A 16,315-nucleotide genomic window follows, 5' to 3' on the forward strand; every position below is an offset into this window, starting at 1 on the left:
TGGCCCATGAAAGAAGGGGATTTTTCGGGGGTTCGGTCGCGGCGCAAGATAGGGGCCGGGCAAGCCCTTGGCAATGACTGAAAAGTCCCGTTATTTCAAGTGATTATATCCGGATCGCCGACCTCGCGGCCGAGCTGGCGCGGAGCTCGATCAGCTGGCCCATCCCTTGACAGGCTGCCGGCGCCATACCATGTGTTCTATCTTTGTTCTCATCGGGGGTACTTGGATGGATCGCATCTGGCTGACAAATGCGCTGGAAGTCACCGGCGGTTTTGAAAATCCCGGCAATCCCTGGTCAGGGGTCGCGGGGGATTTCGATGGCATGGGCCTTTCGGCCGGCGCCCTGCAATGGAATATCGGCCAGGGAAGCTTGCAACCTTTGGTCCGGGCTGCAGGCCGGGATGCCGTCTGCGCGGCCATGCCGATCCACGGCCCCGATTTCTGGCGGGCCTGCGAGGCACCGATCCGGAATGGACTGGGTCTGGTGCGGCAATGGCAGGGCCACACGGCGCGGCTGCCATCCGATCTGACATCGGAACTGCGCGCCTTTCTGGTTTCGGCCCCCATGCGCGAACAGCAGATGCGCGCCGCTGAGCGGATCGGGCGCCGCGCGCAGATCCTCGCCGAAACCTGGGCGAGGTCGCTGGAGCGGCGGCCGAGCCTGCGGGATTTCTGCTGGTTCTTCGATCTTGTGACACAGAACGGTGGCTTGAAGGGCCTCAGCCTTGGCGATGTGAAGGCCTTCATCACGCGGCATGGCGATGCCGCGAAAGCCATCGCCGAGATTTGCGATTGGCTGGCCGCTATGCCCCGAGCCTATGCCGGTTTCAAGGATTGCCGGCACAATGCAACGCTCTGGCGCGACGCGGAGAGCGGGGATAGGTACGAGCTTCTCATCCTCTCTTATCTCCGGGCGTTGAAATCACGGCCGGAATATGCCGGCACGGTGATGAACCGCAAAGGTACCATCGCCACCGGTATCGGCTGGGTGAACGCAAAGATGTGCGATCTGAGGTCGAGGTTGAAGGACGACAGCATGCGAGCCGCCTGAAGAAAGGGACCCGTCTCTTTCCATCATTTTTCGGAACCATCCGAAAGCAGCGACCCAAGATTTACCTCAGCCGTCAATCGACCTGAGGAAAACACCCGTGAGTCCCCAACCTGCATCGAAATTCCGCGCTTTGGCCATTGTGCTTGTGGCCATGACATTTCTCTGCGCCTGCGCAACGCTTCAACAACGGCGCGGCAAGGTGGAGATATCCTACCATGTCTTCAATCTGTCAGCACGAAGTCCCGCAGTTTCGCATCAACTTCCGGCTCCTTGCCGAACCATGCCTTGAAACCCGGGCGTGCCTGGTGGAGCAGCATGCCGATGCCGTCGACCACCGCATTGCCGCGCGCGCGGGCCTGGGCGAGGAGAGCGGTTTCCAGCGGTACATAGACGATGTCGTCGACCACGGCCTGGGTCGGCAGATGCGTGAGATCGATCTCGAGCGGGGGTTGGCCGTTCATGCCGAGCTGCGTCGTGTTGACGAGGATGCCGGCATCCCGCAAGACCTTCGCGCGATCGCTCCAATCGATGACGGCAATGTCGCCGCCCAGATCTGCCGCCAGTGCCTCGGCCCGGGCCGTCGTGCGGTTGGCAATGACGATCTGCTTCACGCCCGCCTCCTGCAAGGCAACGATGATGCCGCGCGCGGCACCGCCGGCCCCGAGGATCACGGCCTTGCCGTTATCGGCGCGCCAGCTGGGCGCGCTTGCCTTCAGATGCGCAAGGAAGCCGAAGCCGTCGGTGTTGTCGCCGAGGATCGAGCCATCCTCGCGCACAATGAGCGTGTTGACGGCGCCGATCCGCCGTGCGACGGGCGAGAGGTCGTCGACCGCGTCGCATGCGCGTTCCTTGTGTGGCAATGTCACGTTGCCACCGCGGAAGCCCAATTTCGGCAAGGCGCGGATCGCCTCCACCAGATGTTCGGGCCGCGTCGAGAACGGAAGATAGGCACCGTCGATTCCGTATTTCCGCAGCCAGTAGCCATGAAGGCGCGGGCTGCGCGAATGATTGATCGGCCAGCCGAAGACGCCGGCCACCTGGGTCTTGCCCGTTTGCGTGAGAATGGAATCGGTCATAGCGGCACCATGCCATGTTCGCGGAGGATCGCAAGTACGGGGAGAAGCGGCAGGCCGAGGATCGTGAAAAAATCGCCGCGCACACGCGCGAAAAGCTGTGCCCCCAACCCTTCCAGATGATAGGCGCCGACACTGCTGAGAACGACCTCGCCCGCACGATCCAGATAGTCGTCGAGAAAGGTATCGGAGAAATCGCGCATGATGAGCTCGGCGCGATCGACGTGATGCCAGATGCGCTGCCCATCCTTCATCAGCACGGCGGCACTGATGAGATGATGCACCTTGCCGCGCAGCGAGAGGAGTTGCGCGCGGGCGGCGGCGCGATCCGCCGGCTTGTCGAACCAGGTGCCGCCGCATTCCAGCATCTGATCGGATCCCAGCACATAGATCCCGGCCTGTCCGCCCAAACGACGGCTGACCGAGCCGGCCTTTAGATCAGCAAGCGCCACCGCTGTCTCGTCGACGCTGGCACCCTCGGCGCGGTAGCTCGCCTTGATCTCGTCCTCATCGACGCTAGGCTTCAGGATCTCGATCTCGATGCCGGCATCACGCAGCAAGCGCGCGCGCGTGGCGCTGCCGGAAGCTAGAATCAGCGCCGCCATGTCAGTCGCCCGGATCAGTCATTGGCAACAGCGAGATCCGTGGCACTCACCATGGCATCGCGATGCTCGCTCAGCATCTGGATGATGGTGGCGGCGGTCTCTTCGATCGAACGACGTGTCACATCTATGATCGGCCAGTTATGTTCGGTGCAGAGGCGCCGCGCCTGGGCGATCTCCTCGCGCACCGATTGGGGATCGACGTAATCGGATTCCTCGTCCTTGGCGATCATGGCAAGGCGGTTGCGGCGGATCTGTACCAGCTGATTGACATCCTTGGTTAGGCCGACGACCAGCGGCTTCTTCACCAGGAAGAGTTCCGGCGGCAGGGGACAGCCCGGCACCAGCGGCACATTCGCCGCCTTGATGCCGCGATTGGCGAGATAGATGCAGGTCGGTGTCTTCGACGAGCGGCTGACGCCCAGCAGAATGACATCGGCATCGTCATAGGAACGCGCCGATTGTCCGTCATCATGGGTGAGCGCAAAATCCATCGCCGCGATGCGGTCGAAATATTCCGCATCCAAGGCATGCTGCCGGCCCGATTGACCCCGCCCGGCCTGACCGAAATGATCGGTAAGCGCACCCATGATGGGATCCAGGACGGAAACGAATTTGACACCGAGACGCCGGCAGCCTTCGAGGAGATGCTGGCGCAGGCGATCATTCACCACGGTGAAGAGAACCAGGCCCGGATGAGCCTCGATCCCGGCCAGGACTTTATCCATCTGCCCGTTGGTGCGGATGAGAGTCCAGTGATGCTCGATGGGATGCGCGCGCTCGAATTGCACCAGGCAGGCGCGCGTCACGGAATTCAGCGTTTCACCGGTCGCATCGGAAACGAGATGCAGATGCAATTGTGTCGTTCCCATTATTCGCCTGCCATATCCGTATCGCTACCAGGGGGAGCAGCCTCATCCACAGGCGGGTCGTGGAAAACAGGCCCGGATATTGTGGAAAAGCACCCTCTACCTATCTTATGCACCTATCCTCAAGACTCATGACACCGCTTTTCCCACCTGACAAGGGTCACCCTGGAACCAGGCGAATCCCGGGGATAAGGTGAATGAACCGGAGGCACCTCATTCATCCCCAGGATTCACGCTGTTCCCGGACTCCCACCGTTACCATTCCAGCGTCTTTCCGACGGGAGAATGCACAGACTTATCCTGCGGCATCCCGGCGATAGCCGACAGGTCTTATACCGGCCAGAATGGGGAGAGGACCCTAAGAGCGGGGATTCAACTGATTCACCGCACTACATCATCTTCTACTAGAGTCTTATATTTTAGAGTTGTAGGAAGAGAGCTGGTTTGGAAATGCGGAAGCCAAGATGAAAACGGCCGACAAGCTGCTCGTACGCGCCCTTCGGGGTGAGACCTTGAAACGGCCCCCCATCTGGCTCATGAGGCAGGCAGGCCGGTATCTGCCGGAATATCGTGCGACACGCGCCAAAGCTGGCGCCTTTCTGGATCTCTGCTTCAACCCGGAGCTCGCCACGGAAGTGACGCTGCAGCCGATCCGCCGTTTTGGTTTTGACGCGGCAATCCTGTTTTCCGACATTCTGGTCGTCCCGCATGCCCTGGGACAGAATGTGCGCTTCGAGGAAGGCCGCGGTCCTGTCCTCGATCCCCTGGTCGATGACGAGGCGATCAACCGTCTTGCCATGGATCAGTTCCATCAGCGCCTGAAGGCGGTCTACGCGACCATTGGCGGTATCCGGGCAGGGCTCCCTGCCGAAACGGCCTTGATCGGCTTCGCGGGCGCTCCCTGGACGGTGGCGAGCTATATGATCGAGGGTGGGTCCTCCCGCGATTTTGCCAAGATCAAATCCTGGGCCTATGGCCGCCCGGATAGTTTCCAGCGGCTGATCAATCTGCTGGTGGAGGCGACCGCGCAATATCTCAATGCGCAGATCGAAGCGGGCGCCGAGGTGCTGCAGCTTTTTGACAGCTGGGCGGGATCTCTCGATCATGCCGGTTTGCTGCGCTGGTCCTATCAGCCCATGAAGGCGATCGTCGATCGGGTGCGGATGAGCCATCCGGACGTGCCAGTGATCGTCTTTCCGCGGGCTTGCGGCGCTGGCTATCTCGATTTTGCCCGGCAGCCCTTCATGCATGGTCTCAGCCTCGATTCCGGCGTGCCGCTGGATTGGGCCTTTACGCAATTGCAGGGTCGGCTGGCGCTTCAGGGCAATCTCGATCCGCAATTGCTCGTGACGGGTGGCGATGCCATGCGCAACGCGGCGACACGGATTCTGGAAACGCTCGGGCGTGGCCCGTTCATCTTCAATCTCGGTCATGGCATCGTGCCGGAAACACCGCCCGAGCATGTGGGGGCTCTGGTCGATCTGGTGCAGGGATGGCAGAGCTGAACGCCCCCTCGGAATCGCCCGCGCCGGAGCCGGGTTTCATCCCGACCGGTGCCACCTTGCGGGCAAAGATCGGCTGGATCGATATCCGTGCCGACGAGAAGGCGGTGACCCAGCTTTACTGGCGTACGATCGAGCCCAAGGTCCTGGCGCCGTCTGCCTTGGCGGAGGAGGCCAAGCGCCAGGTCGAGGCTTATCTGGAAGGGCGCCTTGTCAAATTCGATCTGCCGCTCAGCTATGAAGGCAGTGATTACGCCAGATCGATCTGGGAAGCGCTGCTGCGGATTCCCTATGGCGAGACACGGCGTTATGGCCATCTTTCCGCCTTGCTGGGCGGCGAGAGCGGCGGCAGCGATGCCCGTGCCGTCGGGACAGCCTGCGGGCAGAACCCGATTGCCATCATCATTCCCTGTCACCGTGTCGTGGGGGCGACCGCGCTTGGCGGCTATAGCGGCGATCTCGGCCTCACCGCGAAACGTTTCCTGCTGGATCTCGAAAAAGGCCAGGGACGGCTGTTCTGACCTTGATCTTCCTCGGGCCGTTGTCTTGACGTGTCACCCCGCCGCCTGCCATCTTGCCGCCGTCAATACGTCTTCAGGGCGGGGTGAAAGTCCCCACCGGCGGTAGGATATAGGCCAAAAGCCGATATCGAGCCCGCGAGCGCCGGCGAGGTTAATATCTTGCCGGGTCAGCAGATCAGGTGCGTGAGTTTCCTCACAATTCCTGGGCCGACGGTCACAGTCCGGATGGAAGAAGACGAGATCGTGGCGCCTCTGTCGGGTGTCTCGTCCAGCTTGGGCGGGAATCCGTCCGTGGGGTGCCCACGAGATCGCCCTGGAACGTTTGTCGCAACCGATGCGAGGAGCGTTTCACATGTCCAAGATCATTTCCCAAGTTGAACTCAGCCGAATCCGGGCCCGTGTCGAGGCCGGGATCGTCGCCATGCAATCCGGCCTGCCGGTGGTGATGGCCGATGACGACGACCGCGAGAACGAGGCCGATCTGGTGGCCGCCGCGGCGACCCTTACCCACAACATCATGGCCCGCATGATCCGCGATTGCAGCGGCATCGTCTGCCTCTGCCTCGACGGGCCCACGGTTGATCGGCTGCAATTGCCGATGATGGCGACCAATAACGACAGCCGCTTCGGGACACCCTTCACCGTCTCGATCGATGCGCGTCTCGGCACCACGACCGGCGTTTCGGCGGCGGATCGCTTGGCGACCGTGCGGGCCGCCATCGCACCCCATGCCAAGCCCACCGATTTCGTGCGGCCCGGCCACATGTTTCCGCTGCGGGCACAGCCGGGCGGCGTATTGACGCGGCGCGGGCATACCGAAGGTTCGGTGGATCTTGCTCTTCTCGCCGGGCTCGGACCGCAGGCGATTTTGTGCGAGCTGATGACCAAGGATGGCGACATGCTGCGCGGCCGCCAGGCGAAAGCCTATGCACGCCGCAACGGCTTTCCCTATCTCACCATCGCCGATCTCGTGGCCTATCGCGAGAACGAGATGGCCCAGGCGGCGTAGCATGCAGGGGTGACGGCGTGACCCCCTGTGTTCTATGCTTCGCGGCAAAGAGACATAGGTGAGAACACCATGAATATCCCCACGGAAACGAATGCCATCCGCTTTGCCAAGACCGGCGGTCCCGAGGTGCTGAGCTGGGAGAAGGTGCCGCTGAAGGCACCTGCCGCCGGCGAGGTGACGATCGAGAACAAGGCCTGCGGCCTCAATTTCATCGATACCTATCATCGCGGTGGGCTCTATCCGCTCACACTTCCCTCGGGTCTTGGTTTGGAGGGCGCCGGTGTGGTGCGGGCCTTGGGCGAGGGCGTTACCAGCCTGAAGATCGGCGACCGTGTTGCTTATTGCTCGGCGCCGGTCGGCGCCTATGCCGAATGGCGCAATTACCCGGCCGACAAGGCGGTGAAGGTGCCCGATGCGATCGATGATCGCACGGCAGCCGCGATGATGCTGCAGGGCATGACCACGGAATATCTCATCCGCCGCACCTATACGGTAAAGCCTGGCGATTGGGTGCTGTTCCATGCCGCGGCGGGTGGGGTGGGATCGATCGCCGTCCAATGGCTGAAGGCCTTGGGCGCCATCGTGATCGGTACCGCGGGCGGTGCGGAAAAATGTGCCATCGCCAAATCTCTCGGCGCCGATCACGTGATCGATTACCGCGGCGAGGATTGGGTGAAACGCGTCAAGGAGATCACCGAGGGCAAGGGCGTCCATGTCGTCTATGACGGCGTCGGCAAGGATACCTGCATCCCCTCGATGGATTGCCTGCGCCCCCGCGGCTATCTCGTCACCTTCGGTAATGCGTCGGGTCCGGTACCGGCGATCGAGCCACTCACGCTGTCGCAGAAGGGCTCGATCTTCCTCACCCGACCGACTTTGGCCGCCTATACCGGAACCCGCGCGGAGCTGGAATTGTCGGCCGGCGCATTGATGGATGTGGTGGCGAAGGGGATCGTCAAGATCAACGTCAAGCACACCTATCCGCTGGCCGAGACGGCCCAGGCGCACCGCGACCTGGAAGCACGCAAGACCACGGGCTCGGTCGTGCTGTTGCCCTGAGCGAGTTGACGCCAGAGAAAAGCTCAGCGGATGCTGAGCGCAACCAGGTTCCAGATCGAGGCGCTTTGAAAGCGGTCGCCGAGCAGCATCGGGTCGCTGTCATAGGGAAAGACGATCCAGAGCGGGCCCTTATCCGCCGGCAAGGCGGTGCCGTTCTGGCGATAGGCGACGATCCCCCCATGGGCGGTGACATCTTCCAGCGCGAAGGTGACTTCATAGGCATTGCTGGCAATTGCATGGCCGCGTGTACCGGCGGCACCGACATGCTTCAGCAATTCGGCCAGTTCAACGCCGACGAAATTTTGCTTGCCGTCGGTCCAGGGAGTCGTGGTCTCGATTTCTTTCGCCGGGAGGGCTTCCAGCATGGCGAGATCGAAATTGGCGTCGCCGCCATCGGCATTGCTGTGGGCGATGCTGCCGTCGATCGTGAGCACGACCGGCCCGCTCGGTGGCGGTAAGGGATTGGCCAAAGCGGGGCCTGCCAGCGCCAATCCGGCGACCAGCAGGAGAGCGTTGTGGATCCGCATGATGATAGCCCCCGAAAGCGATTTTCCGTCGGCGACTATTATTGAGGGCTATGGCCGGCGATGCCAGCAAAAATTGGTAAACACGCATCATCGTGCGTGGCCGGCCCGGTGAGGGTGCCGGCCACGCCTGACGCGTCCGCTTTTACATCGGCGGCAGGATCACCTTGTCGATGACGTGAATGACGCCGTTGCTGGCGGCGATGTCGGCGGTCACGACATTGGCATCATTGACCATCACCTTGCCGTCCGCGGCTGTGATGTCGATCTCGCTGCCTTCGACGGATTTCACCATATCCATGCCGACCACATCCTTCGCCTCGGCCTTGCCGGCGACGACGTGATAGGTCAGCACCTTTACCAGTTGCGCCTTGTTCTCGGGCTTCAGCAGATTGTCGACCGTGCCGGCGGGCAGGGCGGCAAAGGCCGCATCGGTCGGTGCGAAAACCGTCAGGGGTCCGTCGCTCTTCAAGGTTTCGACGAGGCCCGCGGCGGTGGCGGCTGCCAGCAGGGTATTGAAGTCACCGGCGGCGGCGGCCGTGTCGACGATATCCTTCGGTGCAGTTTCCGCTTGAGCGGCGCAGGCGCCGATCATCGGCGCGAGGATCGCGGCGAGGATGGTTGCTTTCAGTTTCATGGGTGGTCACTCCCTAAGTCGCATGGTTGCGTGATGGCAAAGTCATGAGACGGTCGCGTCATCCCGGCCGGGTGATCCGTCGCAGCACATTACGGCGCAAGGCGACCGGCTGGTTCACGTTGAGGGAGAAAAAGAAATCGCGGTGCTGCGTGATCCGGCTGGGTGACGATGCGTAGGCCAGCCGCGCCGCCGGCGTGTTAGCATGCGATTAATTTACTGCTGCCATCGGAACAAGCTGGAGAGAGTTATGTTGAAATTCTATTTTGCACCGCAGACCTGCGCACTGGCCTCGCATCTGGCGCTGGAGGAAGCCGGCGCCGCCTATGAAGCCTTGCGCGTGGATTTTTCGAAGAATGAACAGCGCAGCTCGGAATTTCTGAAGATCAACCCCAAGGGCCGGGTGCCGGTGTTGGCGACCGATCATGGGATTCTGACCGAGACCCCGGCAATCCTCTTTTACATCGCCCAGACGCATCCGCAGGCGAAGCTCGCCCCGCTCGAGGACCCCTTCGCGCTGGGCCGGATTCAGGCCTTCAACAGCTATCTATGCTCCACCGTCCATGTGGCGCATGCCCACATGATACGCGGCTATCGCTGGGCGGATGATCCTGCCGCCATTGCCGAGATGAAGCGCAAGGCGCCGGAGACCGTGGCCGCCTGCTTCACCCTCATCGAGACCGAGATGTTCGTGGGGCCCTTTGTGATGGGTGAAAAGTTTACCATCGCGGATCCCTATCTCTTCACGCTGGCAACCTGGCTGGAAGGCGATGGCGTCGATCCCGCGCGCTTCCCCAAGGTGCTCGACCACCGGAACCGGATGTTGGAGCGGCCGGCGTTCAAGAAGGTTGTCGCGGCGCACAACTAGCGGGTGGTTGCAGTCAGCAAAAAAGGCCGGAGAATTTTCTCCGGCCTTTTCTTTTGTTACTGGTTCATCGCCTACTGATTCATCGACTGGAAGAAATCGGCATTGGTCTTGGAATGCTTGAGCTTGTCGAGGAGGAATTCCATCGCATCGGTGACGCCCATCGGCATGAGGATGCGCCGGAGCACCCACATCTTCGACAGCGTCGCACGATCGACCAGCAATTCTTCCTTGCGGGTGCCGGACTTCGTGATGTCGATCGAGGGGAAGGTCCGCTTGTCCGAGAGCTTGCGGTCGAGGATGATTTCCGAATTGCCGGTGCCCTTGAACTCTTCGAAGATCACCTCGTCCATGCGGCTGCCGGTATCGATGAGCGCGGTGGCGATGATGGTGAGCGAGCCACCTTCCTCGATATTGCGCGCGGCACCGAAGAAGCGCTTCGGGCGCTGCAGCGCATTGGCATCAACACCGCCGGTCAGCACCTTGCCCGATGACGGCACAACGGTGTTGTAGGCACGGGCGAGACGCGTGATTGAATCGAGGAGAATGATGACGTCGCGCTTGTGTTCGACCAGGCGCTTGGCTTTCTCGATCACCATTTCGGCGACCTGGACGTGACGCGCTGCCGGTTCGTCGAAGGTCGAGGAGACGACTTCGCCGCGCACAGAGCGCGACATGTCGGTGACTTCCTCGGGCCGCTCGTCGATCAGCAGGACGATGAGATAGGCTTCGGGATGATTGGTGGCGATCGAATTGGCGATGTTCTGCAGCATCACCGTCTTGCCGGTGCGCGGCGGTGCCACGACGAGGGCGCGCTGGCCCTTGCCGATCGGGCAGATGAGATCCACCACGCGGCCGGTGATGTCGACCTTGTTGACGTCGCGGGATTCGCGGGCTTTCAAGGCACGGCGGCTCATCTCGACGGTGCGGGCGGCCTCGGCCTTGGGCAGTGCCTCGGGCTCGGGCATCTTGTCGTCGCCCTTGCCCTCAAGCTCCATCTTCAGCTTTTCGTCCGGGTAAAGGGGCGTCAGATTGTCGAAATTGATGCGGTGCCGGATCTTTTCCGGTTCCTCGAAATTGATCGTGTTGACCTTGAGGAGGGCGAAATAGCGTTCGCCATCCTTGGGGCCCCGGATCTGGCCCTCGACGGTGTCGCCGGTTCTGAGACCAAAGCGCCGAACCTGGGAGGGCGAGACATAGATATCGTCGGGGCCGGGGAGGTAATTGGCCTCCGGGCTCCTGAGGAAGCCGAAGCCGTCCTGGAGGATTTCGAGGACGCCGGCGCCGAAAATGGCGGTGTCGTTGTCGGCGAGCTGCTTGAGGATCGCAAACAACATGTCCTGGCGCCGCAGGGAACTGGCATTCTCGATCTGCAGGCTTTCCGCGAATTCGAGGAGTTCGGCTGGGGACTTACGCTTAAGTTCTTGAAGATTCATGTGATTTCTAAAGCTGTGGAGCTGGGGATGCCCGATGGGCGAAGGCGGCGGAAATCTGGTGCTGAGCGATCTTGGGATATGTCGCTGGACTATCGCTGAGGAGGTAACGCTGCCGGATGGATGGCGATTGGCGCGTCTTCTGAAGCCTGAACGCCTGGTAGAACCTGACAATAGGCCGCTTCGAGGCGGGTCTTATTGGAAAGATCTGGCGCGGAGGTTTCGCGAAGAAAGGCCGGTTCGACCCGGGAGGTGAACCTGGACCTCGCTAAAAGCCCTAACGGAAACACCGATAATTGTCAAATAGGGAGGATCCGGCGGTGCCGCAAGACCCCGGCGGCGTGACATTTTTGCGTCGATTTCCTGATCAACCGGGCGGCGGTTTGATCGGGTAGACCTCGGTCAGATAGAGGTAAAGGAAGGCGATCGAGAGGGCGAGGACGATCACCCCTGTGACCGAGGAGGTGATCTGGACCTTGCCGAGGCCAAGCTCCAGGCTCTGCTCGCCCAGGATCGGCGCCTCGGCGGGGCCTTTGCGCTTCGCGCGCCACAATTCGATCAGCATGATGATGGCCAGCTGATAGATCGCCATGACGATGCCGGCCAGCACCACGACCCAGACGAGGACGCGCATGTCGTCGCTGGCCTCCGCCTGCCAGCGATAGAGCTTCACGTTGTGCTCGCGCATCTTGGCATTGAAGGCGAAGGCATCCTTCAAATCGCCGACACAGGCGGTCTGAATTTCCCGCACGAGCGCGTCGTCGTCGATACCCGCGACATTGCAGAGGACAGGGGTGGGCATTGCGGCGGGCCTGCGCTGTGTCTCCGGCGCCGGCTTTTGGCAGGTCTCAACATATTGTTTCAGTTCCTCGGCCGAGAGGGACCCCGGATAGCGCTGGCAAAGATCGGCGGGAGCGGCGACGGGGCCGGTATTGGCCTGGGCCATGGCGGAACCGGGCAGCGCCATGATGAGGGCGGCGATGATGAAGAGAGCGAATGCGTTCATGGCTGCGGCGTTAACAGGGAGGCAGCCATCTTCTTGCACAACTCGTAATTCTGCCAAGCCGCACCGGTGAGGTCACATAGTGCATTGAGCTCTGCTTTTTCCTCGCTGCTCAGACAGGCGAGACCCGAACAGCTTTGCCAATCCTCCCAGCGGGTCCCGAGCGGGCTTGAGATCGGACCTGTGGTAGAGCCGTAATAGGGGCCTGCTGTGCTGGGAGCGACGATCGGACCGGTGTTGATGATCGGTGCCTCATTGGCCTGGGCCGAGCCGACTTTCGGGCTCAATACCAGCAAAGCCAGCAAGACCGTGAGGAACAGAAATGAATGTCGTGTGCCAGCCATCGGATCGATCCCCATCATGAAATGATGCAGTGGAGTAGTCCGGCAAGGCAGGCAGAATAACACCGCTCGGGCGTCTCTGCTACCAAAGCGCGCGAAAGAGGGGTTTAGGTCAGAACGGCTTCACGATCACCAGGATGACGATACCGATCATCAGCAGAGTCGGCACTTCGTTCATGAAGCGGTAGAAGCGCTGCGAGTGCCGGTTGGCATCCGCGGCGAATGCCCGGCGCCAGCGGGCCATGCCGGCATGGATGATCTGCATGCCCACGAGCAAGGCGACCTTGCCGTGGAACCAGCCTTCCATCCACAGATCCCCGATCCAGGCCATGGAAAGGCCGAGAATCCAGGCGGCGATCATGGCGGGGTTGATGATGGCGCGCAGCAAGCGCCGTTCCATCACCTTGAAGGTCTCGCTCAGCTCCGAACCGGGCGTTGCCTTGGCGTGATAGACATAGAGCCGCGGCAGATAGAGCATGCCGGCCATCCAGGCGATGATGGCGATGACGTGAAGGGCTTTCAGCCACGCGTAGAGATCCATGCTTTAGACTCCTGCCTGGGTCAGGGCACAGCGAGACCATCCCTGGCATGCCGCGCGGCCGCAGCCGGGTTGAATCGTTTCCGGCCTTCCCAGAGTCTGGCGGACCAGGTCCGCCAGACCGGCGATAAAGGCGGGATGCGCCGACACGGTGGGGGCGCGGACATAAGCCGCAGCGCCTTTTTCCTCGGCCAGATGTCGGTATTCGATGTCGAGTTCGACCAGGGTTTCCGAATGTTCCGAGACGAAGGCCACCGGCACAACGATGATCGGCCGCTTCGCCGCGGCGTGGCGGGCGATGACTTCATCCGTTGCCGGGCCGACCCATTTCAGCGGACCGACGCGACTTTGAAAGGCGATCTCCCATTGCCCGGGCGGAAGTTGCAGCCTGGCGGCGATCGCTTTCACGCCGGCTTCCACCTGCGATACATAGGGATCCCCGCCATCGACGATCTTCTGCGGCAGGCCATGGGCCGAGAAGATGATCGTTGGCGTCTGGCCCGGTACCTGGCCTTTGGCGTCCGCGATGGCGCGGGCGGTGATATCGGCCACCGCATCGATGAAACCGGTTTCGGTCGGATAGCAGCAGAGTAATCGCTGCGGCACGGTGAGGCCCAGTTTACGCGCACTCTCCTGCCAGACCCGATATGACGAGGCCGTCGTCGTGGTCGAGAATTGCGGATAGAGCGGCAGCAGCACGATCTCGTCCGGTTGCCATGCCTTGACCGCGCGCACGGTTTCTTCCGTGAAGGGATGCCAGTAGCGCATGGCGATGAAGCATTTGACCTCGCCGAGACCCGACAGTGCCGTTTCCAGCGTGCGGGCCTGGGCTTCCGTATTGGGGAGGATCGGCGAGCCGCCACCCATCTGCTGATAGACATGGCGCGCGATCGGCGCGCGGCGCGACGAGATCAGCTTGGCCAGGAGATAGCGGAACGGATTGGGGAGCGCGATGATGCTGGGGTCGTTGAAGAGGTTGAACAGGAACGGCTGCACGGCCGCCTGGTTGTCCGGCCCGCCCAGATTGAAAAGAACGACGGCGATGCGGCGCGGGGCTGACATGGTTGATCCTTCGGTTTGGCTGTGTCCTTGCGGACGAGGCTAACGTGGTACGAGCCGTTGCGTCCACGGGATCATGTGTGGCGAATGGGCGCGAGGATGGCGGCGAGTTCGGCCGGATCCGTCACCGGCGCCGAGCAGGTTTGCCGGCGGCAGACATAGGCGGTGGCCTTGCCGTCGATCCGCATCTTGCCGGCGGCGGGGTGATTGGCGGGCAAGGCGGCGGCATCCGCTACGAGCTGCAGCACGATATGCGCCATCGGCCTGGCATGAAGGGCGGTGAGAAGCGCTTCGGTGCCGGCCTCATTGCGTTGGCCCAGAATCACGACATCGGTCGCGGCCAGTTGGAAATCGGCGGCGTTGAGCAAAGTCGCAAGCGGGAAGAAATTCCGCTGCACCTCGCCGGAGAACGTGGCGAGCAGATCCCGCGCCCGCGTCTCATAGTCGCTTTCGCCGGTGAGATGATAAAGCCGCGCCAGCACCTCCAGCATCGTGCCGTTGCCGCCGGGTGTCGCATTGTCATTGGCGGATTTGGTGCGGATGATGACGTCGCTGGTATCGGCGGCACTGAAGAAATAGCCGCCGCCCGACGGATCCCAGAAATGCGTATCGAGATCGGCGACGATGCGTTTGGCGGCATGGATATAACCGGCCTTGCCGGTCGCCTGATGGAGGGCCAAGGCGGCGCGCGCGAGATTGGCGTGATCGTCGAGGGTCGCGGGGTGCGCCAGGCGCCCGTTTCGCCAGGCATGTTTCAGGCGACCGCGCTCGTCGCGCATGGTTGTGTCGATGAAGGCGAAGGCGTCTTCCGCGAGCGCCAACCAATCTCCTTGCGCGAAGATCTGCGCGGCCAGCGCCAGCGATGTGATCATCAACCCGTTCCAATCGACCAGCACCTTGTCGTCCCAGCCGGGCCGGATGCGCGCAGCACGATGCGCCAGCAATTTTTCCCGCGCGGCCATAAGGCGCGCTTCGTCCTTGGGCGGCAGCAGACCCGCTTGATCGCTGCGGGTGAGGATGTTGGTATCTTCCCAATTGCCCGCAGCGCTCACGCCGTAGACATGCTTGAAGAAGGGCGCCTCAGCACCGAGGACGGCATCGATCTCGCTTTCTTCCCAGACATAGAACTTGCCTTCAACGCCTTCGGAATCGGCATCGAGCGAGGCGGCGAAGGCGCGCTTCCCGTCGGCGTTGGGTGCTGCCAGCATTTCGCGCATGAGCCAGCCGACGATCTCCCGCGCGCGGATCTCATAGAGGGGCGCCCCGGAATCGACCCAGGCCTCGCATAGCTGGCCGAGGAGCTCGGCATTGTCGTAGAGCATCTTTTCGAAATGCGGCGCCAGCCATTCCGCATCGGTCGAATAGCGGGCGAGGCCGCCGCCCAGATGATCGTAGATGCCGCCCTGGATCATACGCGTGAGGCTGAGATGCACGGCTTCGCGGTAGCGACCGTCTTGCGACCTAAGATAGGCACGCCAGAACAGATTGAAGATCGGCGCCTGCGGAAATTTGGGCGCACCCTGGATGCCGCCATGAACGAAATCGACTTCCTGCAGCAGGCGTTCGGCGATGCGGTCGAGCACCTCGGCCGAAACCTCGCCGCCGCCCGCCGGCGTCGAGAGCTGGCGCATCGCGTCCTCGAGCCCGCGCACGTTCTTCGCGACCTTGTCCTTGTCGTTCTGATAGGCATCGGAGAGGGCGACCAGCACATCGCCGAAACCGGGCCGACCATAGCGCGGCTCTTTCGGGAAATAGGTGCCGCCCCAATAGGGCTTGCCATCGGGCGTGAGGAACATGGTGAGGGGCCAGCCGCCCTGCTGGCCGAGCAGCGCCAAAGCCTGCTGGTAGATCTGGTCGAGATCGGGTCGCTCCTCGCGGTCGATCTTGATGTTGACGAAGCGCGCGTTCATGAGCGCCGCGATGCCCTCGTCCTCGAAGCTCTCATGGGCCATGACATGGCACCAATGGCAGGCGGCGTAACCGACCGAGAGCAGGATCGGCTTGTCGCGCGATTTTGCCTCGGCCAGCGCCGCATCGTTCCAGGCCCGCCAATCGACCGGGTTGTCCTTGTGCTGCAACAGATAGGGCGAGGTCTCGCCCACCAGCCGGTTGTTGGGATTGGCGGATTTTCCGGCGGCGGAAGGCGCGGGGGTGGCGTCTCTGGTCATGATTGTCAGAGAGTGGCTGCCGCAAGAGGCCAGATCAACCGCATTCTGCGGAAGGTTAATAGGA

At 62.1% G+C, this 16,315-nt stretch carries 17 protein-coding genes and 1 riboswitch; of the genes, 6 read left to right on the forward strand and 11 right to left on the reverse strand.

The window, feature by feature from the left end:
• Nucleotides 1-226: 226 nt before the first annotated feature.
• Complete coding sequence (locus ACE3PR_RS06740) at nt 227-1,051, forward strand: hypothetical protein (RefSeq protein WP_374369545.1); 825 nt, start codon at nt 227-229, stop codon at nt 1,049-1,051.
• Nucleotides 1,052-1,272: 221 nt separating this feature from the next.
• Here ACE3PR_RS06740 and ACE3PR_RS06745 read toward each other — a convergent pair whose 3' ends face one another.
• From ACE3PR_RS06745 to ACE3PR_RS06755, 3 genes are read right to left on the reverse strand one after another with little or no spacing between them, the layout of a single operon-like run.
• Nucleotides 1,273-2,127 carry a shikimate dehydrogenase gene (locus tag ACE3PR_RS06745; protein ID WP_374369547.1) on the reverse strand — a complete coding sequence of 285 codons (855 nt, stop codon included), beginning with the start codon at nt 2,125-2,127 and terminating at the stop codon, nt 1,273-1,275.
• Nucleotides 2,124-2,729, reverse strand: a complete 606-nt coding sequence (locus ACE3PR_RS06750) for a nucleoside triphosphate pyrophosphatase (RefSeq protein WP_374369550.1) — start codon at nt 2,727-2,729, stop codon at nt 2,124-2,126. The genes ACE3PR_RS06745 and ACE3PR_RS06750 overlap by 4 nt, the downstream gene beginning before the upstream one ends.
• 14 nt (nt 2,730-2,743) lie before the next feature.
• The gene (locus ACE3PR_RS06755; protein WP_374369552.1) at nt 2,744-3,598 is read right to left on the reverse strand and encodes a pyruvate, water dikinase regulatory protein; all 855 of its coding nucleotides are present in this window, start codon (nt 3,596-3,598) and stop codon (nt 2,744-2,746) included.
• A gap of 461 nt (nt 3,599-4,059) precedes the next feature.
• On the opposite strand from ACE3PR_RS06755, the gene hemE reads away from it, so the two are divergent.
• The 4 genes from hemE (at nt 4,060) to ACE3PR_RS06775 (ending at nt 7,686) form a co-directional block, all read left to right on the forward strand.
• Nucleotides 4,060-5,100, forward strand: coding sequence for a uroporphyrinogen decarboxylase (hemE, locus tag ACE3PR_RS06760; protein ID WP_374369555.1), 1,041 nt, complete (start codon nt 4,060-4,062; stop codon nt 5,098-5,100).
• Nucleotides 5,088-5,618, forward strand: coding sequence for a methylated-DNA--[protein]-cysteine S-methyltransferase (locus ACE3PR_RS06765; RefSeq protein WP_374369557.1), 531 nt, complete (start codon nt 5,088-5,090; stop codon nt 5,616-5,618). Before hemE ends, ACE3PR_RS06765 begins: the two co-directional genes overlap by 13 nt.
• 65 nt (nt 5,619-5,683) lie before the next feature.
• Nucleotides 5,684-5,859, forward strand: a riboswitch (FMN riboswitch).
• Nucleotides 5,860-5,970: 111 nt separating this feature from the next.
• On the forward strand, nt 5,971-6,627 hold the full coding sequence (gene ribB, locus ACE3PR_RS06770) for a 3,4-dihydroxy-2-butanone-4-phosphate synthase (RefSeq protein WP_374369560.1): 657 nt from the start codon (nt 5,971-5,973) through the stop codon (nt 6,625-6,627).
• A gap of 69 nt (nt 6,628-6,696) precedes the next feature.
• Nucleotides 6,697-7,686, forward strand: a complete 990-nt coding sequence (locus tag ACE3PR_RS06775; RefSeq protein ID WP_374369563.1) for a quinone oxidoreductase — start codon at nt 6,697-6,699, stop codon at nt 7,684-7,686.
• A gap of 23 nt (nt 7,687-7,709) precedes the next feature.
• Here ACE3PR_RS06775 and ACE3PR_RS06780 read toward each other — a convergent pair whose 3' ends face one another.
• Complete coding sequence (locus tag ACE3PR_RS06780) at nt 7,710-8,213, reverse strand: molybdopterin-dependent oxidoreductase (RefSeq protein WP_374369566.1); 504 nt, start codon at nt 8,211-8,213, stop codon at nt 7,710-7,712.
• A 142-nt stretch (nt 8,214-8,355) separates the two neighbouring features.
• Nucleotides 8,356-8,805: a fasciclin domain-containing protein gene (locus tag ACE3PR_RS06785; protein ID WP_374370757.1), complete on the reverse strand. Its 450-nt coding sequence runs from the start codon at nt 8,803-8,805 to the stop codon at nt 8,356-8,358.
• A 289-nt stretch (nt 8,806-9,094) separates the two neighbouring features.
• On the opposite strand from ACE3PR_RS06785, the gene ACE3PR_RS06790 reads away from it, so the two are divergent.
• Nucleotides 9,095-9,712 (forward strand): glutathione S-transferase family protein, encoded by a 618-nt coding sequence (locus tag ACE3PR_RS06790; RefSeq protein WP_374369569.1) that lies wholly within the window; start codon nt 9,095-9,097, stop codon nt 9,710-9,712.
• 71 nt (nt 9,713-9,783) lie between these two features.
• Here the strand turns inward: ACE3PR_RS06790 and rho are convergent, their stop codons facing one another.
• The 6 genes from rho to ACE3PR_RS06820 form a co-directional block, all read right to left on the reverse strand.
• Entirely contained in the window at nt 9,784-11,145 is a 1,362-nt protein-coding gene (rho, locus tag ACE3PR_RS06795) for a transcription termination factor Rho (RefSeq protein ID WP_374369572.1), read from the reverse strand.
• A 364-nt stretch (nt 11,146-11,509) separates the two neighbouring features.
• The gene (locus tag ACE3PR_RS06800) at nt 11,510-12,148 is read right to left on the reverse strand and encodes a hypothetical protein (protein ID WP_374369575.1); all 639 of its coding nucleotides are present in this window, start codon (nt 12,146-12,148) and stop codon (nt 11,510-11,512) included.
• Nucleotides 12,145-12,507, reverse strand: a complete 363-nt coding sequence (locus tag ACE3PR_RS06805) for a hypothetical protein (RefSeq protein WP_374369578.1) — start codon at nt 12,505-12,507, stop codon at nt 12,145-12,147. The genes ACE3PR_RS06800 and ACE3PR_RS06805 overlap by 4 nt, the downstream gene beginning before the upstream one ends.
• Before the next feature lie 91 nt (nt 12,508-12,598).
• A complete protein-coding gene (gene hemJ / locus ACE3PR_RS06810) occupies nt 12,599-13,027 on the reverse strand; it encodes a protoporphyrinogen oxidase HemJ (RefSeq protein WP_374369581.1) in 429 nt (142 codons plus the stop codon).
• Between the two features lie 3 nt (nt 13,028-13,030).
• A complete protein-coding gene (hemH, locus tag ACE3PR_RS06815; protein ID WP_374369584.1) occupies nt 13,031-14,086 on the reverse strand; it encodes a ferrochelatase in 1,056 nt (351 codons plus the stop codon).
• Between the two features lie 71 nt (nt 14,087-14,157).
• The gene (locus tag ACE3PR_RS06820; protein WP_374369587.1) at nt 14,158-16,251 is read right to left on the reverse strand and encodes a thioredoxin domain-containing protein; all 2,094 of its coding nucleotides are present in this window, start codon (nt 16,249-16,251) and stop codon (nt 14,158-14,160) included.
• Nucleotides 16,252-16,315 lie beyond the last annotated feature (64 nt).

This window comes from Dongia sp. (assembly GCF_041909655.1).
Lineage (GTDB): Bacteria > Pseudomonadota > Alphaproteobacteria > Dongiales > Dongiaceae > Dongia.